This is a genomic window from Clostridium sp. cel8 (assembly GCF_014050525.1).
GTDB lineage: Bacteria > Bacillota > Clostridia > Clostridiales > Clostridiaceae > Clostridium_B.
Genome location: NZ_JACGAG010000007.1, coordinates 53,926 through 78,148 on the forward strand (window position 1 = coordinate 53,926; position 24,223 = coordinate 78,148).

A 24,223-nucleotide genomic window follows, 5' to 3' on the forward strand; every position below is an offset into this window, starting at 1 on the left:
GGTTTAAAAATGAAATCCTTATTAAATTTATTCGTATCAATTGCGACTCAACCTGCTATTCTAGTTGCCTTAATTGCAATGTTAGGTCTTATTTTACAAAAGAAAAAGACAACAGAAATAGTTCAAGGCACAATTAAAACTTTTGCTGGTTTTCTAGTTCTAATTGGAGGTGCAGGCATCTTAAGCAGTTCCCTGATGCCTTTTGCCACAATGTTTAAATTTGCACTAAACGTTCAAGGTGTTGTTCCTAGTAATGAAGCCGTTGTTGCACTAGCTTTAGTTAAATACGGAACTACAACAGCACTTATAATGTTAGTCGGAATGATTGTTAATATTATATTAGCTCGTGTTACAAGATTTAAGTATATTTTTCTAACTGGTCAAGCAATGCTTTATGTTTCCTGTTTAACTGCAGTTATTTTGGTAAGTGCTAATTTAGGAACTGGATTTCAAACTATTTTACTTGGAGGCTTATTTGAAGGTACATTATTGACTGTTACACCTGCATTATGTCAACCATTTATGCGTAAAATCACAGGTAACGACGCAGTTTCAATGGGGCATACTGGAAATATAGGTTATGCTGCTTCAGGATTAATTGGTAAATTATTTGGAAATAGTGAACAGAACACTGAAGATTTAAATGTTCCAAAAAGCTTAAGTTTTTTGCGTGATTCCACTGTATCGATTACTTTATTAATGTCTATAGTTTACATTTGTCTAGCTATCGTTGCAGGTCCAAGTTTTGTGGAAACTAAATTAAGCTCAGGAAGTAACTTTATAGTATACGCTATTGTTCAAGCTGGAACTTTTGCCGCTGGATTTGTTGTAGTTCTTCAAGGGGTAAGAATGATCTTAGGCGAAATTGTACCTGCTTTCCAAGGTATTGCTAAAAAATTAGTTCCAAACTCCAAGCCAGCATTAGATGTACCAATTATATTCCCATATGCACCAAACGCAGTTTTAATTGGATTCTTTGTAAGTTTTATTGTAGGTACAATAAGCATGTTTATAATGATTGGTATGAAGACAACAGTTATTATTCCAGGTGTAGTTGGACACTTCTTCTGTGGTGCAGCTGCTGGAATTTACGGAAACGCAACTGGAGGAAGACGAGGTGCAATACTTGGCTCCGCATTTAACGGATTATTAATTAGTTGGTTACCACTTTTCATTCTACCTGTACTTGGAAACTTAAAACTTGCTGCTTCTACATTTGCAGATACAGATTATTTAATTCCTGGAATCATATTAGGAAAAGTTGGATCTTATGGCCAATTAGCAGTTATTGTTGGTATTATTGGATTCACACTTGCAGTACTTATTTCAAGCGCTGTATTAAATTCTCGAAGCAAGAGTGAAATTACAGAAAATTAAAAATTTTACCTCCGGATTACAAGTTCGGGGGTTTTACTCCATTATGAAAAGAGGTGTATTTTGTGATTGGTTTTAGTCATACTAAACATGGAGATGAGTTGTTAAATTTATTATTAAGTGCTAATAGATATCTATCTCTTCAAGAACTAGAAGACCGCTTGAAACTATCTAGGAGAAGTGTTTTCTATGTACTTAAAAAAGTGAATACTGAACTGGAAAAGTCTAATTTAGATCCTATTCAGCAAATAACCAATGTAGGATACTATTTAACCCCAAGTACTACTTCTTATTTAAATAAAAATAAATCTTCATCTGACTTTAAATTACAACCTAAACTCAATCGTGATGAAAGGCAAGAATTTATTATATGGAAATTAATAAACGATGAAAAGGTTTCATTACTCACAATTATATCAGATTTGAAAGTTTCCAAAAATACTGCCATTAGCGATTTAAAAAATATAAATAACAAATTAAAAAAGTATGGATTAAAATTAATTAAATCAAAAGAAGGTAGAAAACTACAGGGAGAAGAATCTGCTCAACGTAATTGGGTATATGAACAATTGAGCAAACACAATTCACTTATCTACAGCCAACTTCCAAACGACCCAAGTAAGCTGGCTCAAATTAATACCTATCTTCATCAGTTAGAGAAATCAACTGGCAATTATTTAACAGATGATGCTTTAATGACTACAAGCACTTTCATACTGTGGTACTTAAATCGAATTAAAAATTCAAATAGATTATTAATTGATGTTCAAGAAAACTACGATTTTAAAAATTCTTCTGGGTTACGTTGCACTAAAGAATTTCTAAGTGAAAATGGTATTTCAAATGAAAGTGAAGCTCATTATTTAATAAAAATAATAAATTCAAGTCAGTTTTCTAAAATAAATCGAGAAGATTTAACAATAAAAAAACTGATTCCAATTACTAGAGCAATAGTTGATAGATTTAACCAATTAGCAGGCGTTGATATTCCCCCTGAAAATTTGGAGATTTCTTTAACTACACACTTACTTTCAACTTATAATCGAGTGAAATACAATATTCCCTATAAACATCCAAATTTAGATCAAATAGAACTAGAATATCATGAACTTTTTAACTTAACAAAATACTCCATTACTTATTTTGAAGAATTTATTTCAAGACACCTAAGTAATGATGAAATAGCACTTATTGCTCTTTATTTTGGAAGTGAGCTTAGGAAATTAGAAGAGAAAACTTTGGCAAAGGAAGAACCTGATGTAATTATAGTTTGTTCTAGCGGAATAGGTACATCTATAGCTCTAGAACAGCAATTATGCAGTCGTTATCCTTTAATTAAATTTTCTTCTCCTATGAGTGTTTTACAATACGAAAGTAGCTCTCTTACAGGAGTTAAACTAGTCATTAGTACAATAGATTTGCACAAAAGAAAAGATATACCTGTAATTCAAGTTTCCGCAATTCCAAGCTCATTTGAGTGGGATAGAATTACACAGGCACTTGATAATGTTGGACTAAATAGCACTAAAAATTCACAAATTAATACGGAAAATTTATTAGATATTATAAGCAATTATGCTCGAATTGAAAATGTACTTGGTCTTAAAAAATCATTGGAAAGTTATTTCAATCAAGTTAAAAGCAATGAAGAACTAACTGCAAAAAATAATATTGGACTGGAAAATCTTCTTTTCAAATCCCATATTATAATATGCAAAGAAAATTTAAGTTGGGAGGAATCCATAAAACTTACCTATAATCCGCTTACTCGCGAAAATATAGTAACTGAAAGATATATTAATGAAATTATAAACTTAACTAAAAATCATGGACCATATATGGTACTTGGAAAAGGCATTATGCTTGCTCATGCAAAACCAAGTGATGGTGTTAACTCTCTTGGAATTTCTATATCATTTTTAAAACATGGAGTTTATATACCAAACTTAAAATGTAGAAAATCAGTTAAAGTTAATCTTATTATAGGTTTAGCTCCAGTTGATTCAGTAAGTCATCTTAAAGCACTATCACAATTAATGAATAAAATTCAAGATGACAATTGGCTTAATTCTATTTACAAATGCACTAATAAAAAAGAATTAGAGGAATTACTTTTAGTTTGAACTTTTGGAAATTCGGAATAATATAATTGAGTAAAGGGCCTATTTTTTCAAAAATAAGCCCTTTATGAATCTCATAAATTTACTTGTTTTTAATTTTCTCTTTTCATCAGGTTCTTCTATTGCAAGTTTTGCTAATTTTATAATTCCTTCCAAAGATTCAGCTGCTGCAATAAACCTTCCAGTATGACAGAATACGGCATCATTAACACCTGTTATATCTTGAAGTTCTTTATCTCTTTTTCCCATCCAAGCTTTAGGAAGCTTTTTTATATCTTCACCATCTTCCCCTCTTACAGTCTGAATAATGTAGTTGTTCTTAGTCTTAAATATTACAAACAAAATATCACTATTCTTATCAACTTCTTTAAGTGCCTCTATGTATGGGCAATATGTTTCAAGTATTATAACTTCAGGAATTTTCCTAGTTTCATAAGCTTTTATTACCTTTTCTTTTGCTTTAAATACAGATATCTTAAAATTTATCTTATTATTTAGAATAGATGTTGCAAACTTAACTGATTCATTAAATCTATCATCTTCCATGCCCTCTTCATACCATAGAGGATTAAAGCTAGATAGTATAGTTGATATATTCATTAATGGTATTTCGCCTTTACCTATCCATATACCATTATCCAATGCATCTATTCCTTCAATTAAACTCCTATCAATATAATTAAATACATCTTCTATATCTTCATCACTTAAATCCTTATACTTAAATTTTAATAAATCCCTGCCATACTTATCCCACACAAGACCACAAGATGAAAATGGTATTCCATCATCTCTCAATCTTTTATCAATTCCATGGTGATCAAGTTCTCCACCATTAACATCATAAACTATATCTAACTTATCTAATATATCCTTGTTTCTAGTCCTAATAAGTTCAGTATCAAAAATCTCATTTAATATAGCTGTTGCCATAACCTCATCTGCATGAAATTTTCCGTCATGTGTTCCTATTTTCTTAAATTCTCTTTTAATTTCTATAATAACACCCTCTTAGTTTAATGCACAATTCACAGTTCACAATGCACTGTTTAATGCACAATTCACAATATTTATGATTTACATTTCAATGTTAGCATTAATCTTATCTGCCATTTTTCTATCAATTATTACAGTTACATTATTATGAAGCTGTAATAATGTAGAAGGATTCTTAGTTGTAATATTTCCATTTAGCAATTCATTTACAGCTTTTATTTTATTTTCACCTTTTACTAGAAGGAGTATTTTTTTAGCTTTCATTATCTGACCTATTCCCATTGTCAAAGCTTTTTTAGGAACGTCCTCTATGGAATTAAAAAATCTAGAATTTGCCTGTCTTGTACTTTCCGTAAGATTTGTTACATGAGTATTTTTTATTAAAAAATCATCAGGTTCGTTAAATCCTATATGACCATTACTCCCTATTCCAAGAACTTGTATATCAATTCCACATAATTGTTCTATTTTATTGTCATAATTTTTAGCTTCATCTTCAAGATTTTCTGCCATACCATTTGGGAAAAATGTATTTGATTTATCTATATTTATATGATTAAACAAATTTTCATTCATAAAATATCTGTAACTATGCTGATCTTCAGGGTCAAGTCCAACATACTCATCAAGATTTACTGTTTTTACATTTGAAAAATCTATTTCTTTATTTTTATTCATTTCTATAAGCTTCTTATACATTCCTACTGGAGTGCTTCCAGTTGCAAGGCCTAAAACAGCATCTGGCTTTTCATTTACAGTCTTTTTTAATATTTCTGCAGCAATTTCGCTCATCTCTTCATAATCTTTAGCTATTAGTAATTTCATTGTGTAAACATTCTCCCTTCTATTTATTGATATATAAAGCCAACTTTCTCATATTAATTCAATACAGGTAATTACCACTTGTAATATACTAATACTACATTTATTGATTTTTTAAACTAACTCTATATTTAAATTTGTCACCTCTTGCAATAGTTTTAGTATACTCAATCACTTGTTTATATGAGTAGGTTATTCTTTCAACTTTTAATCCTGCTTGCCCTTCCGGTACATTTAAATATGCACTTTCCAATTTATTTATTAAAATTCCTTCAATCGATTCTTCTGCTGAAATTATGTTAATATTAAAATCATCTTTGAAAATTTCATATAGTGATTTTTGCATTAGCATTTCTCTTGTCAGTCCTTTGAACCTTTTATATGGTAAATAAGTAACCTCATATAACATAGGAATATCATCAGCTAGTCTTATTCTTGATATCTTGTATACAAGTTCATCTTCTTTAATATTTAACTTTTTTAATATTTCTTTGCTTTCAATAGCTATTTCAAAGCCTAATAAATCTGATGTTGGATTTTTCCCAAGTTTTTTCATTTCATCTGTAAAAGAATATACTTTTAATAACTTTTGTTCCATTCTTCTTGATGATACAAAATTTCCTTTTCCATGAACTTTATATATGTATCTCTCTTTTTCAAGTTCATCTAGCGCCTGCCTAACTGTTGTTCTACTAACTGAATATTTTTGGCAAATTTCTCTTTCAGAATCTAACTGATCATTTTCTTTCATATAGTTTTCTATTTTATTAATAAGAATATCCATTAATTGTATATATAATGGAGTTTTAGAGTTTTTATCAATTTTATTCATCTAGTTTATACTCCTTTGCAAATGGTAACTACCACATTTTTAGTTTAATTCTTTACGCTTATCATGTCAATATAGTTTCTAGCTTTTTTCTTATAAATAATGATTATAATAAAGTTTATAACAGATTTACCAATAAGAATTATAAATATACTTGCAAAAAATGCAAAAACTACTTTATAATTAAATATAGTAACTGGTAATATCCAATTTAGGACCTTTAAAAATATAAATACTCTTATGGAGGTAATATTAATGTTAATTAAAAATTGTAATATTATTTATTTAAATAAAATAGAAAACGGATCCATACTTGTGGAAAATGGAAAAATCAAAAAAATTAATCCTAATGAATGTAATACTGATAATGTGGTAGATGCTCATGGTCTTTATTTATCACCAGGTTTTATTGATGTTCACATCCACGGTGCAGGAGGATTTGATACTATGGATGGTACTGATGAGGCAATTAATAACATTGCTAAAACAATAGTTAAACATGGAACAACTTCATTTGTTCCTACTACTATGACAGTTTCAACTAAAGCTATATATAAATCTATGAAGGCAATCAAAAAATTAAAGCAAAGTGGAACTGAAGGTGCTAATGTTTTGGGAGCTCACTTAGAAGGCCCCTTTATAAATTCAGAGGCAATTGGTGCTCAAAATCCAAAGTATATTTTACCTCCATCTATTTCTAATTATAAGAAAATGGTAGGTGACTGCGAAGATGCTGTTATTTCAATAACATTAGCACCTGAAGTCAATGGAGCTAAAGAACTTATTAAATATCTATCAGAAAAAGGTATTGTTTGTTCAATAGGTCACACTAAAGCAACTTATAAACAATCAATGGAAGGAATTAAATCTGGCATTTCTCACTCAACTCATCTTTACAATGCAATGACTCCGCTAAATCATAGAGCTCCTGGTGTTGTTGGTTCTATATTTGATAGTAATATAACAACTGAAACTATTTCAGATGGTATTCATATTTCTTATCCCGCTCTAAGAATTGCTTACAAACAAAAAGGTACAGACAAATGTCTACTAATAACAGATGCTATGATGGCCTGCTGTATGCCTGATGGTGAGTATTCATTAGGAGGGCAAGATGTTATAGTAAATAACTCTGCTGCAAGACTTAAGAGTGGTTCCTTAGCAGGTTCAGTTCTCACTCTTGATAAAGCTGTATACAATGTATATAAAAATTGCAATCTTCCTTTAAATGAAGTTGTAAAAATGGCTACATATAATGGTGCTAAGCACTGCAAAGTTGACGATCACAAGGGGTTAATCAATGAAGGTTATGATGCAGATTTAATTTTATTTGATGATGATATTAATATTAAAAAAGTATTTGTTTCAGGTAAGGAAGTTTAAAATTCATAAAAAAAGCGTTTATTTATATTAATATTATTAAATTTATAAATATAGTTTAATGATTTAACAATAAAAAAGCTATATATATATAATTTTATCAAATAACCTTTTATAAAAAAATATGCGTATTTTCTCGCATTGATAAAATAAAGCATTGAAGGTAATATTAAACAATAACATATTATTTTAGGAGGGATATTTATGTATAAGGATATAATTACATTGTCAGTTGTAAATTTCAATGCTTTATGGGGTAATAAAGAAGTAAATTTAAATAGAATTCAAGGTTACATTGAAGCAGCAGCAAAAAAAGGTTCTGACATGATTGTTTTCCCAGAAATGAGTTTGACAGGTTATGATGATGTGGAATCAACTCCAAAAGCTGAAAAAATGCAAACTAAGCTTGCAGAAACTATTCCCGGAGATTCAACAAATAAAATTGAAAGTTTAGCTAAAAAATTCGGAATGTATGTTATTGTAGGAATGCCTGAAAGAGATAAAAATGATGCAAATAAAATATACAATTCACTTGCAATATTTACACCACAAGGATTATATGGATCTTATAGAAAAATGCATCTTCCAGCACCTGAACCAAATTGGGCTGTTAGAGGAGACAAACCAGTACTTTTAGACACGCCATGGGGACCTATTGGTGTAGCAATTTGCTATGATTCATATTGTTTTCCTGAGATGACACGTTATTACACAGCTAAAGGTGCTAGATTATACATAAATAGTACTGCATATGCACATTGTCATGGTCCAAGCCTTGCAAGAACAAATTTAGAAGCTAATTGCATAACAAACGGAATTTATATTGCTTCAGCAAATTTAAGTGGTTTAGATTTAAATAATTATTTTTGGGGTGGAAGTAGCATAATGGGCCCAGCAAAAGAAATATGGCAAGTACACTATTATACAGGTTTGCCATTCAATGAAAAAGGAGCAGATCAAGAAAAAATGTATACTGAAACAATTGATTTGAGCTTAGCTACAAGATTTTTATACAAGAATAATGAATCAGTTGGTTCGCCAGATTTTAGACCTGAAAAATACATTAAAATGTATCAGGATATTTTAGATGATCCAAACTTTGGTAAATAAATATTTTATTAAAAATAATTTATAATATTTCTCAAGATAGGTGCAATACAGTATATACTACTATATTGCACCTATTTTACTTACAATTAAGTGATTTTGATTAGATTACACCACTTATTAGAATCATGGTCTACAAAGTAATTACATTTTAGCTTCAAGGGATGCTAAAAGCTTAAGCAATATTGATAATGGTCCCACTGAATCTCGCAATTTCTGTTCTTCATCTATACTCCTTAACAATTGTTTTTATAGCAATGTTAATTGCATTTACAATCATATTCAAATCCATTGAAGGAGTATTAGGCTTGTCTACAACTTGTTCTGGCAACAATGGAATATGAATAAAACCCGCTTTTGTATTTAGTTTATTTTTATAAATATAACTTAAAACTCCATACAGCAAATGATTGCATACAAATGTACCTGCAGTATTTGATACTTCAACAGGAATCTTATTCATTTTCATGTCATTTACAATTTTCTTTATTGGAATTGTAGAGAAATACGCTGGTTCACCATCTGGATCAATTAATGAATCAACTGGCTGATTATTTTCATTATCTGGAATTCTAGCATCATCTATATTGATGGCAACTCTTTCAACTGTAACTGTGTATCTGCCAGATGCCTGTCCTAGACATAAAACAACGTCTGGCTTTTCTTCAGCAATTTTTTCTGTTACAACTTTTATGGATTTGTTAAATACTGTTGGAACTTGTAATTTTATTATTTGGGCACCATCTATTAAATCATTTAATCTATTAATAGTCTCAAATGCAGGATTAATTTTTTCATTTCCAAATGGATCAAATCCTGTAACCAATATTTTCATAATAAAACCTACCTCTATAATTTTTTCTTATATTATATCCTAATAAAGTACTAATATAAACCTTTTTCTATCTATGTTCATGAAAAGTTAAAGTAGGTAATTTTATTTCAAAATAGATTTATACTTACTTAAAATTAAATCCCTATTGAAATCTTTTACTATATTTTCATTTAAAAATATTTCTTTCCATTGTTCTTTAGTTATATTTATTTTATCACTCCATTCAATCTTCACACACTAATCTCCAGTTTGTATTATCTACATAAATTTATTCCCTGTTTATTCTAGAATAATCAGCCCTAAAATAGACTTTATAATCACTTACTTTAATACCATATTGTTTAAGCATCTTTATAATTAAATTTCTAACAGAATTACCACTCATATTAGTTTCAATATAAATGCTATTTGCTACTAATTCTGGTTTCCTTATACCTTCTGGCTTACTTGAAAAATATTTATTTTTCTTGCCATTCATATTTTTATTATTCTCAAAAGAAATAAATTTTTTGCTATCTTTATTAAAAAGAAATTCCGAAGTTTTTATAAGTATTTCCTGCCAAGTCCTCCCTTCAATCAACCTATTATTATTAATTTTAAATCCAAATAGTCTTATATGTGTGAAATTTTCATACAATGAATGTTCTACTCTATTATCAACAGTATATTCATCATAATTAGGAATAATTTTATTTTCTAAATTTTCATTATCTTCCTCTTTTACATGTAATTCTTCAACGTCTAACATTCTTAATATTATGTATACTAATTCTGCATCTTTAAACTCTATATTCAGGATAATAAAAAAAAGCTAAGCTACTTTTATAGTTTAACTTTTTTATTATATATTTTTAAGACCACATAACCCTCATTAATCCAGGATACTCTTCATCCATAACTTGGAGCATTCCCAAAATTATTGTCATAACAATTTTCTAGTAAAATATCCCCTTCATCAGTTTCTACAAAATCGAAATTCATACCTTTAGTTTTTAAAACTCTTTAAATTCTTGTGCATTTTTTGTTAACATAATTATTACCTCTTTTCTGTAATTATACATAAATTATAAAATAGTTAAATATTTTTCGCAATGATTGTATTAAATTTATCCAACTGCTTAATATAATTCTAAATTTTCAACAAATTAAGACATCTACTAATATAACTTTAGCACTTACTTTCTCTGAAAAATAAAAACACGCACAAAAAACCTTGAAAGAATTAACTTTCAAGGTTTTATCCTTGGAGGCGCCATCCAGATTTGAACTGGAGATAAAGGTTTTGCAGACCTCTGCCTTACCACTTGGCTATAGCGCCATATATGCTAATAAAATTTTTAATTTTACTTTAACTTGGAGCGGAAGACGGGATTCGAACCCGCGACGTTCACCTTGGCAAGGTGACGCTCTACCACTGAGCCACTCCCGCATCAGTAATTGGTGGCCAGACCAGGAATCGAACCAGGGACACGAGGATTTTCAGTCCTCTGCTCTACCGACTGAGCTATCTGGCCACTTTTGGCGACCCAGAAGGGGTTTGAACCCTCGACCTCCGGCGTGACAGGCCGGCACTCTAAACCAACTGAGCCACTGGGCCTTATCTCATATAATATGGTGGGCACAACAGGGCTCGAACCTGTGACCCCCTGCTTGTAAGGCAGATGCTCTCCCAGCTGAGCTATGCGCCCTAACTCACTTGCCCATGTTGTTGTCGCAACAACAATTAATATTATATAAGGTAATATACATATTGTCAATACATTATCTTAACTTTTTTAAATATTTTTTAGTAGTTCTCCAATTTGTTCATGAGTAAACTCATAACTTTTGCCACAAAAATTACATTTTAACTCTTCTGTCTTTCCATCATCATATATCTCTTGAAGATCTTTTTTACCTATACTTATAAGTGCCCTCTCAACTCTCTCTTTTGAACAATTACAACTAAATTTTGGTGTTAATTTATCTAGTATATTGACATCTACATCGCCAAATATATTTTTTATAATATCTTCTGCATCCATTCCTTTAACTATCATATCTGTTACAGAAGATACATTTTTCATTTTATCTTCTATTATATCAGCCACACCTTCTTCACTGCCAGGCATCACTTGAATTATAAATCCACCTGCAGCTTTTATGCTCAAATTTACATCTACTAACACACCTAAAGCTACAACAGAAGGTGTCTGCTCTGATATAGCAAAATAATAAGCTAAATCATCTCCTATTTCACCTGTAACTATAGGTACCTGTCCCATATAAGGTTCTTTAAGTCCCATATCTCTTATTACAGTTAAATTACCTTCTCTTCCTATTGCTCCACCTACATCTAATTTTCCCTTATCATTTGGAGGTAGATCTACTTTAGGATTTCCTATATAGCCTTTTACATTTCCATTAGGATAAGCAACTACAATTACACTTTTTGCAGGTCCACCGCCAGCTATTTTTATAGTCAGACTATCACTTTCTGACTTAAGCATTGTTCCCATAAGACTTCCTGCTGTTAGCATTCTTCCAAGTGCAGCAGATGCAGTAGGTAAACATCCATGTATTTTTATGGCTTTATCAACAAGTTCTGTAGTAGTAGCTGAAATTATTCTAATATTTCCATTATAAGCTACAGCTCGTACTAATTTATCTTTCATTCTAGCTATCTCCTTTTTTCAATACATAAACTATTCTTTTGGAATCTCCTTCTGGAGGTTTATCTTCATAATTATCTAATTTTTCCAATATAGTAAATCCACATTTTAAGAGGATTTCCTCTATATAACTGCTTTTATAAGCTCTTTCTCTATGATGCTCATCAAATCTCTTATATATGTTTCCTTCTTTTATAAAAAATATAAGGTACATATCTACAATTTCATTTTCCAACTTATTATCCCATATATAAGTAACTTTTTCATCATCATAGTCATACAAATTCTCACCAAGTATTTCTGTGAGCTTATAGTAAGAATTTATATCAAATACAAATATACCTTCCTGTTTCAAATGATTGAAAACAGCCTTAAAATATTTTACTAAACTCTTTTCATCAAGAATATAATTTATACAATCTAAGCAGCAAGTTACTAAATCAAATTGTCTATTCAAATTCAAATCTACCATATTTTGATTTATAAGTTTTGCTTTAATATTTTTATTTCTAAACTTTATTTCTGCCTCTGAAAGCATATCACTAGATAAATCAACACACCATACATCTTCAAAATTTGGTGCTATGTTCTCTGTAAGATTTCCAGTACCACATCCAATATCTAAATAACTGGAATTTGTATTGTTATATTTTTTATAAATTTCAATAATTTTATGAGCCCATCTTTTATAGTCTACATCTCTATTTATTAAATAATCATATATATATGCAAAATTATTATAGCATTCCATGTTCTTACCTTCCACAAAATAAGTTAATTTTTTTGTCTTTTTTCATTTTCTATTATAACTTCATTTTTAGGTATATTAAGTTCTTTTTTTCTCTTTGTCATCATTCCTCCAATTCTTCCAGTTTCCTCAGCAGTTAATCCACTCCAACCATATTTACTTACTTTTTCTCCTAGTCCAAGTTCCTCTGCTATTTCATATTTTAATTTTTCTCTCAACTTTTCAGCCTCTGTTAATTTTTTATTTGATTTTAATTTAGCTTTTATTATTTTTTTCAACGGTGTTTTTGACATATTCAATCCTCCCCATTTCATATAAATTATTTTTTCCTGAAAAGTGAGATTTATACTTCAAGTAATATTCTAAAATTAACTTTATTTTATAATCTGTTATGCTTAAATTTTATATAAATATCAATTCACCGTTGATTTTAATATATTTTATCATAACTACTACAAATATAAAATAAATAACTTTATTTTTTAAATTACTACCTATTTCGCTTATGAAATTTCAAAATTTTACTGTAAAATAGTTAGTATAATTATACTTGTAGTATTGAATGTGAAACATATTTAAAATATAATATTGTAAACAAAATAATTATTAGCTTATTTTATTTATTGGCATATTTATGTAATAGTATAAAAATTATTAAATTTTCAATAACAGCATAAACATTACAGATAAACAATACTAAGGAGTGATTATTAAATGAAATACAATGTTGCAGTAGTTGGATGTACTGGAATGGTAGGAAGAACATTTCTAAAAGTACTGGAAGAGAGAGATTTTCCAATAGATAACCTATATCTATTTGCTTCTTCTAAATCCGCTGGTAAGGTACTCAAGTTTAAAGGAAAAGATTTCACAGTAGAAGAATTAAAAGAGGATAATATAAAAAATAAAAAAATAGAAATAGCTCTTTTTTCTGCTGGTGCCTCTGTAAGTAAAGAATATGCCCCTATATTTGCAAATTATGGAGCAACTGTAATTGATAATAGCAGCTGTTGGAGAATGGACAAAGACATTCCTCTTGTAGTTCCAGAAGTAAATCCAGAGGATATATCTTGGAACAAAGGCATAATTGCAAATCCTAATTGTTCTACTATACAAGCCATGCTTCCACTTAAAGCTCTACAAGATAAATATGGAATAAAGAGAATAGTATATTCAACTTACCAAGCTGTTTCAGGTGCAGGATTAGGTGGATATAATGATTTAGCTAATGGATACAAAAATGAACCTCCAAAAAAATTTCCATATCCTATAGCAGGAAATATACTTCCTCATATAGATGTATTCCTAGATAATGGTTATACAAAAGAAGAGATGAAAATGATTAACGAAACTAGAAAGATCCTTCATGATGACAGCTTAAAAATAACCGCTACAACAGCAAGAGTTCCAGTTTTTTATGGTCATAGTGAAAGTATAAATGTAGAACTTCAAAGTGAATTTAAATTAGATGATGTATTTGAACTTTTCAAAAATACTGAAGGACTTATTTTAAAAGATGATCCTAAAAATCTAGTATATCCAATGCCTATAGATGCAGAAGGTCACGATGAAGTATTCATAGGTAGAATAAGACGTGATTTCAGTATTGAAAATGGATTAAATATGTGGGTAGTAGCTGACAACATAAGAAAAGGTGCTGCTTCAAATGCAGTAGAAATTGCTGAATGTATTATAAAGAACAAATAGCAATATTTATTTTTATTATAATTTATATAAATTTAAAATGAGGTGTTTTTATGAGTTTATTTAAAGGATCAGGTGTTGCCATTGTAACACCCTTCAAGGAGGATGATTCTGTAGATTTCAATAAATTAGAAGAGCTTTTAGAATGGCATATAAAATCAGGTACACAAGCTATAATAGTCTGTGGTACTTCCGGTGAAGCTTCAACTATGACAGTAGAAGAACGTAAAAAGACAATAAAATTCACTGTAGATACAGTAAATAAAAGAATACCTGTAATTGCAGGTACAGGTAGCAATTGTACTGCTGATGCAATCTATATGAGCAAATGGGCAGAAAGTGCAGGAGTTGATGGTTTACTTGTAATAACTCCATACTACAATAAGACAACCCAAAAAGGCCTTATAGAGCATTTTAAAGCAATAAATGACAGTGTAAACACTCCTATAATTGTTTACAACGTTCCGGGTAGGACAGGTTTAAATGTACTTCCAAAAACATTACAAAAGCTCTGTGAATTTGAGAATATAGTTGCTATAAAAGAAGCAAGCGGTAATATAAGCCAAATTGCATATATGAAATCACTTTGCAGAGATAAAATTGACATTTATTCAGGAAATGATGATCAAACTGTTCCAATTCTAGCTTTAGGTGGTTTAGGAGTAATTTCAGTAGCTGCAAATATAGTTCCTTCTGATATGCAACGAATGTGCCAGTCATTCTTTGATGGGGATATAGAAACTGCTTTAAAGCTTCAACTTGATCTATTTCCTCTAATAAAATCACTTTTTATAGAAACAAATCCTATTCCTATAAAAACTGCATTAAATCTTGTTGGAAAAAATGTAGGAAATTTAAGACTTCCACTTTGCAAAATGTCTCCTGAGAATCTTGAAATTCTTAAATCAGAACTAAAAAACTATGGATTATTAAGAGGTGTACTAAATGATTAAAATCATATTAAATGGATGTAACGGAAAAATGGGAAAAGTAATATCAAATCTAGCAAAAGATAGCACAGATGTAACTATAGTTGCCGGTGTAGATAGAAAAGTTTCTCCTAATGACTATCCTGTATTTTCTTCCATAGAGGATTGTGATATACCTTCAGATGTAATACTAGATTTTTCAAGACCAGATTCACTAAGTTCTCTTATTAAATATGCTAAAGAGAAGAAATTAGGACTAGTACTTTGCACTACTGGATACAGTGACGATCAAATAAAGGAAATTGAAGCTGCATCCCATGAAATTCCTCTATTTCGCTCGGCAAATATGTCTATAGGTATAAATGTTATAAATGGAATTTTAAAAAATATATCATCATACCTCTATAAAAATTTCGACATTGAAGTAGTAGAAGCACACCACAATCAAAAAGTTGACTCACCAAGTGGAACTGCTCTAATGCTTGCAGATTCAATAAAAGAATCAATAGACGATGACATTGAGTTTGTAAATGGTCGTAATGGAATTAAAAAGAGAAGTAAAAACGAGATAGGTATCCACTCTATAAGAGGTGGCAGCATAGTAGGTGAACATTCTATAATATTTGCAGGTCAAGGTGAAACTATAGAAATAAAGCATACTGCAATATCAAGAGAGGTATTTGCTGTAGGTGCTTTAAAGGCATGTGAATTCATGTATAAAAAAGAAGCTGGAATGTATTCTATGGATGATGTAATTTCAAATAACAACTAAATTTTAAAAGGCAATTTTCTTTTGAAAATTGCCTTTTAGAGCTTTGATATCCACTTTTCCATTCTATCTGCTGCTAATTTAAGCTTGTCTATACTTGAGGCATAGGATATTCTTATATATCCTTCTCCACCATATCCAAAAGCAGACCCTGGCACAATAGCCACTCCTGCTTCATCAAGAAGTCTTTCACAAAATTCTTCACTTGAAATACCAAATTTTTTTATAGAGGGAAACATATAGAAAGCTCCCATAGGAAGATTTACGTCTAACCCCATATTTTTCAATCTACTGTATAGATAATCTCTTCTCTCAATAAACTTATTTTTCATATACTCTACATCTTTCATACAATTTTTAAGACCATATAGAGCACCCCACTGCACTATAGATGGTGCACATGACACATTGTACTGATGTACTTTCATTATTTGATCTGTAAACTTCTTATCTGCACATACATATCCTATTCTAAGTCCTGTCATAGAAAACATTTTTGAAAATCCGCCAACTACTATAACTTTATCTTTTATATCTTGAAATTGTGCTACAGAATAATAATCTCCATAAAAACAAAGAGATGCATACATTTCGTCACTTATTGTAATAATATGATTTTTTTCAATTAATTTATGCAATTTTACATTGTCTTTTTCAGAAAGTATAGCACCTGTAGGATTGCAAGGATATGATAAAACAAGTATTTTGGGCTTTTCTTTTTCAATTTTATTCTCTAAATCTTCAAAATCAATGGAAAAATCATCTTTTAATTTGTAGTTTATAGCTTCTCCTCCAATTATGTTTACGCAACTTTCATAGGCAGGATATGCAGGAGTAGGTATAAGAACCTTATCTCCACTATTTATAATTGCACAAAAGGCATCCATAAGTCCTTCGCTTCCACCTATTGTAATACAAATTTCATCTGGATTATAATTTATCTTTAGTGATCTCAAATAATTTGATATTTCACGTCTAAGTTCAACTATGCCTGCATTTGATGTATAGCCAGTTTTATTATCTGATATAGCTTTTATCATAGCTGATTTTATACCATTAGGTACATTAAAATCAGGTTGCCCAATAGTTAATGACACAGCATTTGGATATTTCTGAACTTTATTAAAAAATTTTCTTATGCCAGATATTTTGATATTCTTCACATTATTAGATATTAAATTCTCCACAACATATCCTCCTATAAATGAATTAAATATTATTTTTCTGCATTACACATATTGTTCTTTAAAACTAAACTGCTTATTGCTTTTGCAAATTGATCAGGACATGATGTTCCCTTTCTTCCACAGGAAATTCCCTTAAGTCTTTCCACAGCATCTTTTACATCCATTCCATCTACAAGTCTTGAAATTCCCTGTAAATTTCCGTCACATCCTCCTACAAAACTCACATTTTTAATTTTATTGTCTATTACATCAAATTTTATCTGTCTTGAACATACTCCTTTAGGATTATAACTATACATACTTATCACCTTACCTTTTAATATTTTATACTATCAATTATAAACTTCATTATATATAATCTAAAACAATTAGACAATACATGCATAAAATAAATTTACTTTATCATTAAACTTTTCAACAGATATTCATATTATAGTTGTAGGGGGTGAAGATATGAACAGCTTATATATATGCAGTACTTCTTCTGACTTTGTAGCAAAAGTCGATTTAATTGACTTCAAGCTAAAAAACAAAATCTATCTCAAAGCAAGGGACTTTTCCTACAAAATAGGACCCCATGGAATTTGCAATAGAAATGATAAAATCATAACGGCAAATAATTATGCAAACAGTATATCAATAATAGATATAAAAACTGACACTGAAGAAGAAAGTTACTATATAGGTGCTCATTGTAATGATATAGTCACCTTAGATAATAAAGCATATATAATATGCAGCGATTCAAATAGCTTAATAGTATTTGATCTTAAATATAAAAAAATACTAGAGCAGATACCTTGTGGTAATCTTCCCCACAGCATATGTCTTAATTTAAAAAGAAGGATACTTTTAGTTAGCAATATGCAAAGTAACTCAGTTACTCTTATAGACTGCGATGATACTTCAAATATAAAAAACATAAAAGTAGGTTCTTATCCTACAAAAGCAATCTTTACAGTAGATGGTGAACATATAATAGTATGTGAAAGCAACCTAGGTTCAGAATCCAGAGGAAGTATATCTGTACTTTCACTTAAAAATTACAAAATCATAAACAGAATAGTTGTAGGCAACTCTCCTTTAGATATATACTGCAACAGTAGGTATTGTTTTACATCAAATTTTGGTGATGGAACCGTGAGTATAGTAGATATAAACAACTATAAAGAATGTAAAAATATAATTGTAGGAGGAATGCCTGCAGGAATATTAAAATATGATAGACATTTGTATATTGGGGACAATTATAATAACATTCTTATAAAATTTAACATTGAAAATAATAAAAAAGAATTCATACCTATAGGGAATGAACCTACTGGTATGATAATAAGGTAACTTAATTTTCTAAAAGCATTTGAATAATATTGTAGTATATATCAGAATGACTATTTCTCCATTTTTCGCATAACTTTTTGGCTTCTTTATCCGACTCCACAGCTAACTTTATATTTATTAGAATAGTATCATCTCTTGTAGCACTTAAATCAGCAATAAAGGTATTCTTATTTTGACATATATAATCTGCATTAATCGAGATATTTTCCTTTATACTTTTTAATTGCTTTTTTAAGTACTTGTCTATTGTATCTATTTTTTCCTGGGAAATCATAGATTGAAATAATTTTAAAACTTGTATACCGCTTTTAGTAATGCCTATATTATGATTTACTTTAGGATTGATATATGCAATAAATTTAGAAGTTAAAAGCTCATCTATATATTGCTGCAGTACAAAATAATTTATTAAATTATTTTCAAGTACTATTTGCGTAATCTTATTATTTGATACTGGAATTCTTATTTTTTTTAAAATATATAATAAAAGAAGTTTGTTTTCTGCTAATTCTAAAGTATTTTCAGACATTAACATCCACCCCATTAAAATTTAATTTTAATAACTTTATTAATAATTATAACATAAAATTACCAAAATAAATAAAGATGTAATTTCATTTTCTACTTTAATGTTTATATAATTTCTATTTAGTGTAATATTTAATGAAGTAAAATACTATATAAAATTATAGGAACAATTTTGGAGGTAGATTATTGAAAAAAAAAGTACTGTTAAAAATATCTTTAACTTGTATGTTCATCTTTATCGGTGCCATCTTTTCCCTGTATACTAATTATAATTCTACAGGTGTATTTTTAAATTCCAATAGAAAATTACCTATATATCATGTAAATACAAAGGAAAAAAAGGTAGCTATAACTTTCGACGTAAGTCTTGGAGAAGAAGAACACACAGAGGAAATACTAAAAATACTAGACAAATACAATATAAAAGCAACTTTCTTTGTAGTTGGGGACTGGATAAAAAAATATCCAGATATGCTAAAACAACTATCTAAAAGTGGTCATGAAATAGGTAATCATTCAAATAGACACCCAAATATGACTATGCTTACAAAAGGCAAAATTCTAGAAGATATAAATATAAATGATGCTAGAATAAGACAGATAACAGGAAAAGGCACCAAATTATTTAGGTGTCCCGAAGGCGCTTATAATAACTTTGTAATAGACACAGTAAAAGATGCTGGATACTATTGTATACAATGGGATGCAGACAGTGCAGATTGGATGGAAAAAGGTGCCGATATAGAATATGACCGTGTAATTAAGAACACAAAACCTGGCTCCATATTGCTATTTCATACAAGTGCAAGATACACTCCTGAAAATTTGCCAAAAATAATTGAGAAGCTCAAAAGTCAAGGCTATAAATTTGTTACAGTTGGAAACTTAATATATAAAAGCAACTACACTATAGATAATTTGGGAAACCAAATTGGAAATTCATCCAAATAATGCTGATATATGTATTATAATTATACAGAATATGTTATCATAAAATAAAAAACTAAAATATGCTTATATATGTATATTTTGTATTATAAATGAATAATTATATGTAAGATGAATTAATTCAAAACTAATGGAAAGAGGGGTTTAAATGGAGAATCTTATGTTTAACAACAAGATTTATCTAGAGGGGGAAGTTATCTCTGAACTTATGTTTAGTCATCAAATGTATGGAGAAGGTTTTTATAACTTTTATATTGAAGTTCCTAGATTAAGTGAAACAAAGGATACACTATTTGTAACTATTTCAGAAAGATTGATAAATGATATAGATATAAAAATAGGAACTCAAGTAATTATTGAAGGACAATTGAGGTCATATAATAAATTTGTAGATGGAGCCAATAGACTTATTCTAACTGTCTTTACTAGAAATATTAGCTTATGCACTGAAAAAAGTAAAAATCCAAATCAGATTTTTCTTGATGGCTTTATATGTAAAGATCCAGTTTACAGAACTACTCCATTTGGAAGAGAAATATCCGATATGCTACTTGCTGTAAATAGAGCTTATAATAAATCAGACTACATACCAACTATAGCCTGGGGAAGGAATTCAAGATTTTGCAAAACCTTGAAAGTTGGGGATAATATAAAAATTTGGGGAAGACTTCAAAGCAGAGAATATCAAAAGAAAATATCCGATGTTGAAACAATAAAAAAGACTGCTTATGAAGTATCAATATCAAAAATGGAGAAGGTAGAAAAAGATTCTAAGCAAGATTCAGACTCAACTGAAGACAAACAGATTTCTTAAAATTACAGCATACTTAAGCCCTCTACTTATAATGATGAAGTGGAGGGCTTTTTTATAATATCTTAAAACACCATGAAAGTATCATTTTCATCTCTTTTATAACCAGTATATTTATCATAATAAAAATCACAAACTTCAATAGGTACATTCATAATAAACTTTCCTTCAAATTTATCTCTAATTATTTTTATAGGAAGTGATAAGGTGTAATCTCTTATTTTATTTTTTATTTCAAGATAAATTTTTCTCTTTTTCTTCATATTATTCTCTTTTATCATTTTCAAAAACTTTTTATAGGTTTTTTCAGCTTCATCATCTATCCTAAAAAATACATCTACATAATTTGGATTGTCCTTAATTAAGGAAAATTTATCAATATCGTATTCATAGCCTTTACCGCCAAAATGCAACTTTTTTATAGATTTTAAAAAGCCATTTGAAGCATCCTCATTTTCCACATTGCTATCTACCCTTTCAAAATATTTTTGTATCAATTCAAAATAACTATTTTCATATATAAACTCTGAACCACGAAAAATATCTTTAGTTATATTAATCAAGGTTTTTCCATAAACCATAGAACCAAAAGAGTTATTATTTTCATTTACCATTAGATTAACATAAACATTACACAAATCTTTCTCAAAATTTCTATTTCCTCTTCCAGCACACTGAATTATAGAATCAAGTGGACCTATATCTCTTATTACAGTATCAAAATCCAAGTCTACACCTGCCTCTACTACCTGAGTGGATACAAGTATTAATTTTTCACCTGATTTAAGCTTATCCCTTACTCTTTTAATTATATTTCTTCTATGCACAGGCAATAAATTAGTAGACAAATAAATAACTTCTCTATTCAATAGCTTCAATTTATTGTATATCTTTAAAGATTGAGAAATTGTATTACAAACTATAAGATAGGATTTATCTTCAATTTTATCATTAAATTCTTCTAAAAACTGTTCAATTGTTTTAGGTTTCATATCAATAATTAATCTTGTTCTATTGAAATAATTAAAGTACTTTCTATTATTTTCAAGCAATTCTATTGCATCTTTTAGAATTACAGGTTTTGTAGCTGTCATAAATATAATTTTACAATTTAGATATTTACAACTCCACCTTAAAATATTATCTATTAATTTATAATATTTAATATCAAGAGCCTGAATTTCATCTAAAATAATTATGGAATTTCTTATAGAATCAAATTTTTTTAACATCTTATTTCTAGTACCAATAAGTGTCTGAAATAATTGTACAAAAGTTGTTATAACAATTCCACTGTTCCAATTTTCAATTAGAATTTCAGCTTGATCTAGATCATAATTATTATCCCTTGAATTATAATCTACATTTGACAGATTGTGATGTTTTATTATATATGTACTGTCTTCATCCTTAAAACCATCTACTTTTTTGAATAATTCATAAATGACTTTATAATTCTGTTCTATTATAGATGTAAATGGCAGAGAATAAATTATTTTTCTATTTTCACCTAATAATTGATTAAGCTTCAAAGCGGCAAAAAATCCAGTATAGGTTTTACCTGTTCCAGTAGGGGCAGTTATAGAAAATATATCACTTTTATTATACATTTTCTCTATATTTTTATTTACTTCAGAAAATATAGATCTTCTTATTTTATTTATATCTTTAGTTATATCTGAACATTTATCAATTCTTGCTTCATCTAAACTCTCATAACTTGCAAACTTTATATCCGGTAGTTTTGTATTTGATGCACTAAGTTTATCCGCTGATATAAGTGCAGAATATAACATTTGGTGCACAAAATATATATCCTCACTTTTATTTTTCATATCTAATTTAAAATCAATTTTTCTAATACTTAATAATACATCATCAAAAGAATCTTTTTCCAAAAAACTTCTTACATACTTTCCATAATTTAATTTTTCATAATCTTCAATTATACTATTTTTATTCTTTTTAATGTTTTCTAATTGTTTTTGTGCCTCTTTTACTTTTTGAATAAAATAAGGACTATCATCATATTCATCTATACATCTTATTTGAGAAGGTAAATTTATTTCTGGATTCTTTAAACTTCCATGATGGTGAACAACACAATTATATGCAATAAGTGGATAATTACTCTTATCCCCAAAAACATTCAAGCAAATATATGCTGCAAGAATAGCTGATATAAAAGCATGATTTTTAAGTTCGCCACATGTTTGATCATTTTTTAAAAGATAATTTTGAAAATATGTAGTATACTTTCCAAAGTCATGGGTTATACTTATAATTTCATTTACTTTATTTAGTTCAGGTGGAACCATATTTTCACTAATTAACTTTACTTCAGTTAAGTGAGTTACCATCTTTTTCAACGGACTATTATGCGAATAAAATTCCATAAAATGCCTCCATTACATGAAAACTATATTTTCATTTACTTCATTATATTTTATATTTACACTTTTACAATTAAGTTTAACATTTATACTCTGGCAATTTTCATCAAATATATAGGAATTGACTTCATATATTATCCTATCTTTTAGAAAATCTGAAGGCATTTTTTCTTTTACTAAAAATAAATTTTTTTTATTTAAGTCAATTCCACCATTACATATATAATCTGAATTTATAAGGGAACTTATCTCCTGAAAATTTTCCTTTTCAGTATATTCTCCAGAAGCTTTTCCTACAAAATTAATACTACAATTAAAAGGAGCTGCACCTAAATATGGAGTATACTCAAAGCTTTTATTCTTTATACTATATTCAAGTTTATTCATAATTTCTTTATTATCCGAACTAACATACACTCTATAAATAATCATTTCATCTGAAGTTACTATCTCAAAGGGAATCTGCGTGTGTTCTTTAGGATCTATTAAATATTTTTCACTAGTAACTTTAATATAATTTACAGTCTGCATTATTTTATATGTTTTAGACATCTTTCTAAGTGCAATTTTAACTGCATCTTTAGACATTACCTCATAATAACTATCCCTTTCCATACCAAGTATAGCTCCTATTATTCCCTCTATTGTAGTTCTTGGTGGAACAGAGTAGGTTAAAGAAGAAGAATTCGTATAAAATTTTCTAAAATGGGCAAACTTGCCCTTTAAATCAAATATTAATATATCCATTTCT

At 28.9% G+C, this 24,223-nt stretch carries 24 protein-coding genes and 5 tRNA genes; 10 read left to right on the top strand and 19 right to left on the bottom strand.

Translation table 11 applies throughout. The features are described 5' to 3' along the window. The first annotated feature begins 9 nt into the window (after positions 1–9). Together H2684_RS07750 and H2684_RS07755 are read left to right on the top strand one after the other, a co-directional pair. On the top strand, positions 10–1,377 hold the full coding sequence (locus H2684_RS07750; RefSeq protein WP_182088836.1) for a PTS ascorbate transporter subunit IIC: 1,368 nt from the start codon (positions 10–12) through the stop codon (positions 1,375–1,377). A 62-nt stretch (positions 1,378–1,439) separates the two neighbouring features. After that, the gene (locus H2684_RS07755) at positions 1,440–3,497 is read left to right on the top strand and encodes a PTS sugar transporter subunit IIA (RefSeq protein WP_182088837.1); all 2,058 of its coding nucleotides are present in this window, start codon (positions 1,440–1,442) and stop codon (positions 3,495–3,497) included. A 39-nt stretch (positions 3,498–3,536) separates the two neighbouring features. Here the strand turns inward: H2684_RS07755 and H2684_RS07760 are convergent, their stop codons facing one another. The 3 genes from H2684_RS07760 to H2684_RS07770 form a co-directional block, all read right to left on the bottom strand. Beyond that, positions 3,537–4,496, bottom strand: a complete 960-nt coding sequence (locus H2684_RS07760) for an MYG1 family protein (RefSeq protein WP_347707536.1) — start codon at positions 4,494–4,496, stop codon at positions 3,537–3,539. Between the two features lie 75 nt (positions 4,497–4,571). After that, entirely contained in the window at positions 4,572–5,315 is a 744-nt protein-coding gene (nagB, locus tag H2684_RS07765; RefSeq protein ID WP_182088838.1) for a glucosamine-6-phosphate deaminase, read from the bottom strand. Positions 5,316–5,415: 100 nt separating this feature from the next. Further along, positions 5,416–6,144 (bottom strand): GntR family transcriptional regulator, encoded by a 729-nt coding sequence (locus tag H2684_RS07770; protein WP_182088839.1) that lies wholly within the window; start codon positions 6,142–6,144, stop codon positions 5,416–5,418. Positions 6,145–6,396: 252 nt separating this feature from the next. On the opposite strand from H2684_RS07770, the gene nagA reads away from it, so the two are divergent. Beyond that, positions 6,397–7,524, top strand: a complete 1,128-nt coding sequence (gene nagA / locus H2684_RS07775; protein ID WP_182088840.1) for an N-acetylglucosamine-6-phosphate deacetylase — start codon at positions 6,397–6,399, stop codon at positions 7,522–7,524. A gap of 201 nt (positions 7,525–7,725) precedes the next feature. Continuing rightward, on the top strand, positions 7,726–8,631 hold the full coding sequence (locus H2684_RS07780) for a carbon-nitrogen hydrolase family protein (protein ID WP_182088841.1): 906 nt from the start codon (positions 7,726–7,728) through the stop codon (positions 8,629–8,631). Positions 8,632–8,851: 220 nt separating this feature from the next. On the opposite strand, the gene pcp is transcribed toward H2684_RS07780, so the two are convergent. The 11 genes from pcp to H2684_RS07830 form a co-directional block, all read right to left on the bottom strand. Then, positions 8,852–9,463: a pyroglutamyl-peptidase I gene (gene pcp / locus H2684_RS07785; protein WP_182088842.1), complete on the bottom strand. Its 612-nt coding sequence runs from the start codon at positions 9,461–9,463 to the stop codon at positions 8,852–8,854. Positions 9,464–9,565: 102 nt separating this feature from the next. Then, positions 9,566–9,697, bottom strand: a complete 132-nt coding sequence (locus H2684_RS12415; RefSeq protein ID WP_279286875.1) for a hypothetical protein — start codon at positions 9,695–9,697, stop codon at positions 9,566–9,568. Positions 9,698–9,731: 34 nt separating this feature from the next. Continuing rightward, on the bottom strand, positions 9,732–10,211 hold the full coding sequence (locus H2684_RS07790; protein ID WP_182088843.1) for a hypothetical protein: 480 nt from the start codon (positions 10,209–10,211) through the stop codon (positions 9,732–9,734). 496 nt (positions 10,212–10,707) lie between these two features. After that, positions 10,708–10,781: transfer RNA gene (locus H2684_RS07795), tRNA-Cys, on the bottom strand. Between the two features lie 36 nt (positions 10,782–10,817). Then, positions 10,818–10,892, bottom strand: a tRNA-Gly gene (locus H2684_RS07800). A gap of 9 nt (positions 10,893–10,901) precedes the next feature. Further along, positions 10,902–10,977: transfer RNA gene (locus tag H2684_RS07805), tRNA-Phe, on the bottom strand. A 5-nt stretch (positions 10,978–10,982) separates the two neighbouring features. After that, positions 10,983–11,060, bottom strand: a tRNA-Asp gene (locus H2684_RS07810). A 15-nt stretch (positions 11,061–11,075) separates the two neighbouring features. Next, positions 11,076–11,151, bottom strand: a tRNA-Val gene (locus tag H2684_RS07815). Positions 11,152–11,238: 87 nt separating this feature from the next. Then, positions 11,239–12,117, bottom strand: coding sequence for an Hsp33 family molecular chaperone HslO (gene hslO / locus H2684_RS07820; protein ID WP_182088844.1), 879 nt, complete (start codon positions 12,115–12,117; stop codon positions 11,239–11,241). Position 12,118: 1 nt separating this feature from the next. Continuing rightward, positions 12,119–12,865, bottom strand: a complete 747-nt coding sequence (locus H2684_RS07825) for a class I SAM-dependent methyltransferase (RefSeq protein ID WP_182088845.1) — start codon at positions 12,863–12,865, stop codon at positions 12,119–12,121. Between the two features lie 23 nt (positions 12,866–12,888). Beyond that, positions 12,889–13,155, bottom strand: a complete 267-nt coding sequence (locus H2684_RS07830; protein ID WP_182088846.1) for a small, acid-soluble spore protein, alpha/beta type — start codon at positions 13,153–13,155, stop codon at positions 12,889–12,891. A 421-nt stretch (positions 13,156–13,576) separates the two neighbouring features. Here H2684_RS07830 and H2684_RS07835 point away from each other — a divergent pair, with 421 nt between their 5' ends. Genes H2684_RS07835 through dapB form a run of 3 tightly spaced genes read left to right on the top strand, consistent with a single transcriptional unit; the run spans position 13,577 to position 16,267 of the window. Next, a complete protein-coding gene (locus tag H2684_RS07835) occupies positions 13,577–14,569 on the top strand; it encodes an aspartate-semialdehyde dehydrogenase (RefSeq protein ID WP_182088847.1) in 993 nt (330 codons plus the stop codon). Positions 14,570–14,619: 50 nt separating this feature from the next. Beyond that, entirely contained in the window at positions 14,620–15,519 is a 900-nt protein-coding gene (dapA, locus tag H2684_RS07840) for a 4-hydroxy-tetrahydrodipicolinate synthase (RefSeq protein WP_182088848.1), read from the top strand. Next, complete coding sequence (gene dapB / locus H2684_RS07845; RefSeq protein ID WP_182088849.1) at positions 15,512–16,267, top strand: 4-hydroxy-tetrahydrodipicolinate reductase; 756 nt, start codon at positions 15,512–15,514, stop codon at positions 16,265–16,267. The genes dapA and dapB overlap by 8 nt, the downstream gene beginning before the upstream one ends. Positions 16,268–16,302: 35 nt before the next feature. On the opposite strand, the gene H2684_RS07850 is transcribed toward dapB, so the two are convergent. Further along, positions 16,303–17,451 (bottom strand): aminotransferase class I/II-fold pyridoxal phosphate-dependent enzyme, encoded by a 1,149-nt coding sequence (locus H2684_RS07850; RefSeq protein ID WP_182088850.1) that lies wholly within the window; start codon positions 17,449–17,451, stop codon positions 16,303–16,305. Between the two features lie 29 nt (positions 17,452–17,480). Then, a complete protein-coding gene (locus H2684_RS07855) occupies positions 17,481–17,750 on the bottom strand; it encodes a TIGR03905 family TSCPD domain-containing protein (RefSeq protein ID WP_182088851.1) in 270 nt (89 codons plus the stop codon). A gap of 154 nt (positions 17,751–17,904) precedes the next feature. Between H2684_RS07855 and H2684_RS07860 the strand changes: the two genes are divergently transcribed. Next, a complete protein-coding gene (locus tag H2684_RS07860; RefSeq protein ID WP_182088852.1) occupies positions 17,905–18,792 on the top strand; it encodes a YncE family protein in 888 nt (295 codons plus the stop codon). Between the two features lies 1 nt (position 18,793). Here H2684_RS07860 and H2684_RS07865 read toward each other — a convergent pair whose 3' ends face one another. Next, the gene (locus H2684_RS07865; protein ID WP_182088853.1) at positions 18,794–19,321 is read right to left on the bottom strand and encodes a DUF4364 family protein; all 528 of its coding nucleotides are present in this window, start codon (positions 19,319–19,321) and stop codon (positions 18,794–18,796) included. Between the two features lie 224 nt (positions 19,322–19,545). On the opposite strand from H2684_RS07865, the gene pdaB reads away from it, so the two are divergent. Together pdaB and H2684_RS07875 are read left to right on the top strand one after the other, a co-directional pair. After that, positions 19,546–20,271 (top strand): polysaccharide deacetylase family sporulation protein PdaB, encoded by a 726-nt coding sequence (gene pdaB / locus H2684_RS07870; RefSeq protein ID WP_182088911.1) that lies wholly within the window; start codon positions 19,546–19,548, stop codon positions 20,269–20,271. A gap of 145 nt (positions 20,272–20,416) precedes the next feature. Continuing rightward, entirely contained in the window at positions 20,417–21,082 is a 666-nt protein-coding gene (locus H2684_RS07875) for a single-stranded DNA-binding protein (RefSeq protein ID WP_182088854.1), read from the top strand. 62 nt (positions 21,083–21,144) lie between these two features. On the opposite strand, the gene cas3 is transcribed toward H2684_RS07875, so the two are convergent. Both cas3 and cas5b read right to left on the bottom strand, forming a co-directional pair. Next, positions 21,145–23,475 carry a CRISPR-associated helicase Cas3' gene (cas3, locus tag H2684_RS07880; protein ID WP_182088855.1) on the bottom strand — a complete coding sequence of 777 codons (2,331 nt, stop codon included), beginning with the start codon at positions 23,473–23,475 and terminating at the stop codon, positions 21,145–21,147. Positions 23,476–23,487: 12 nt separating this feature from the next. Beyond that, positions 23,488–24,219 (bottom strand): type I-B CRISPR-associated protein Cas5b, encoded by a 732-nt coding sequence (cas5b, locus tag H2684_RS07885; RefSeq protein ID WP_182088856.1) that lies wholly within the window; start codon positions 24,217–24,219, stop codon positions 23,488–23,490. Positions 24,220–24,223: the final 4 nt, after the last annotated feature.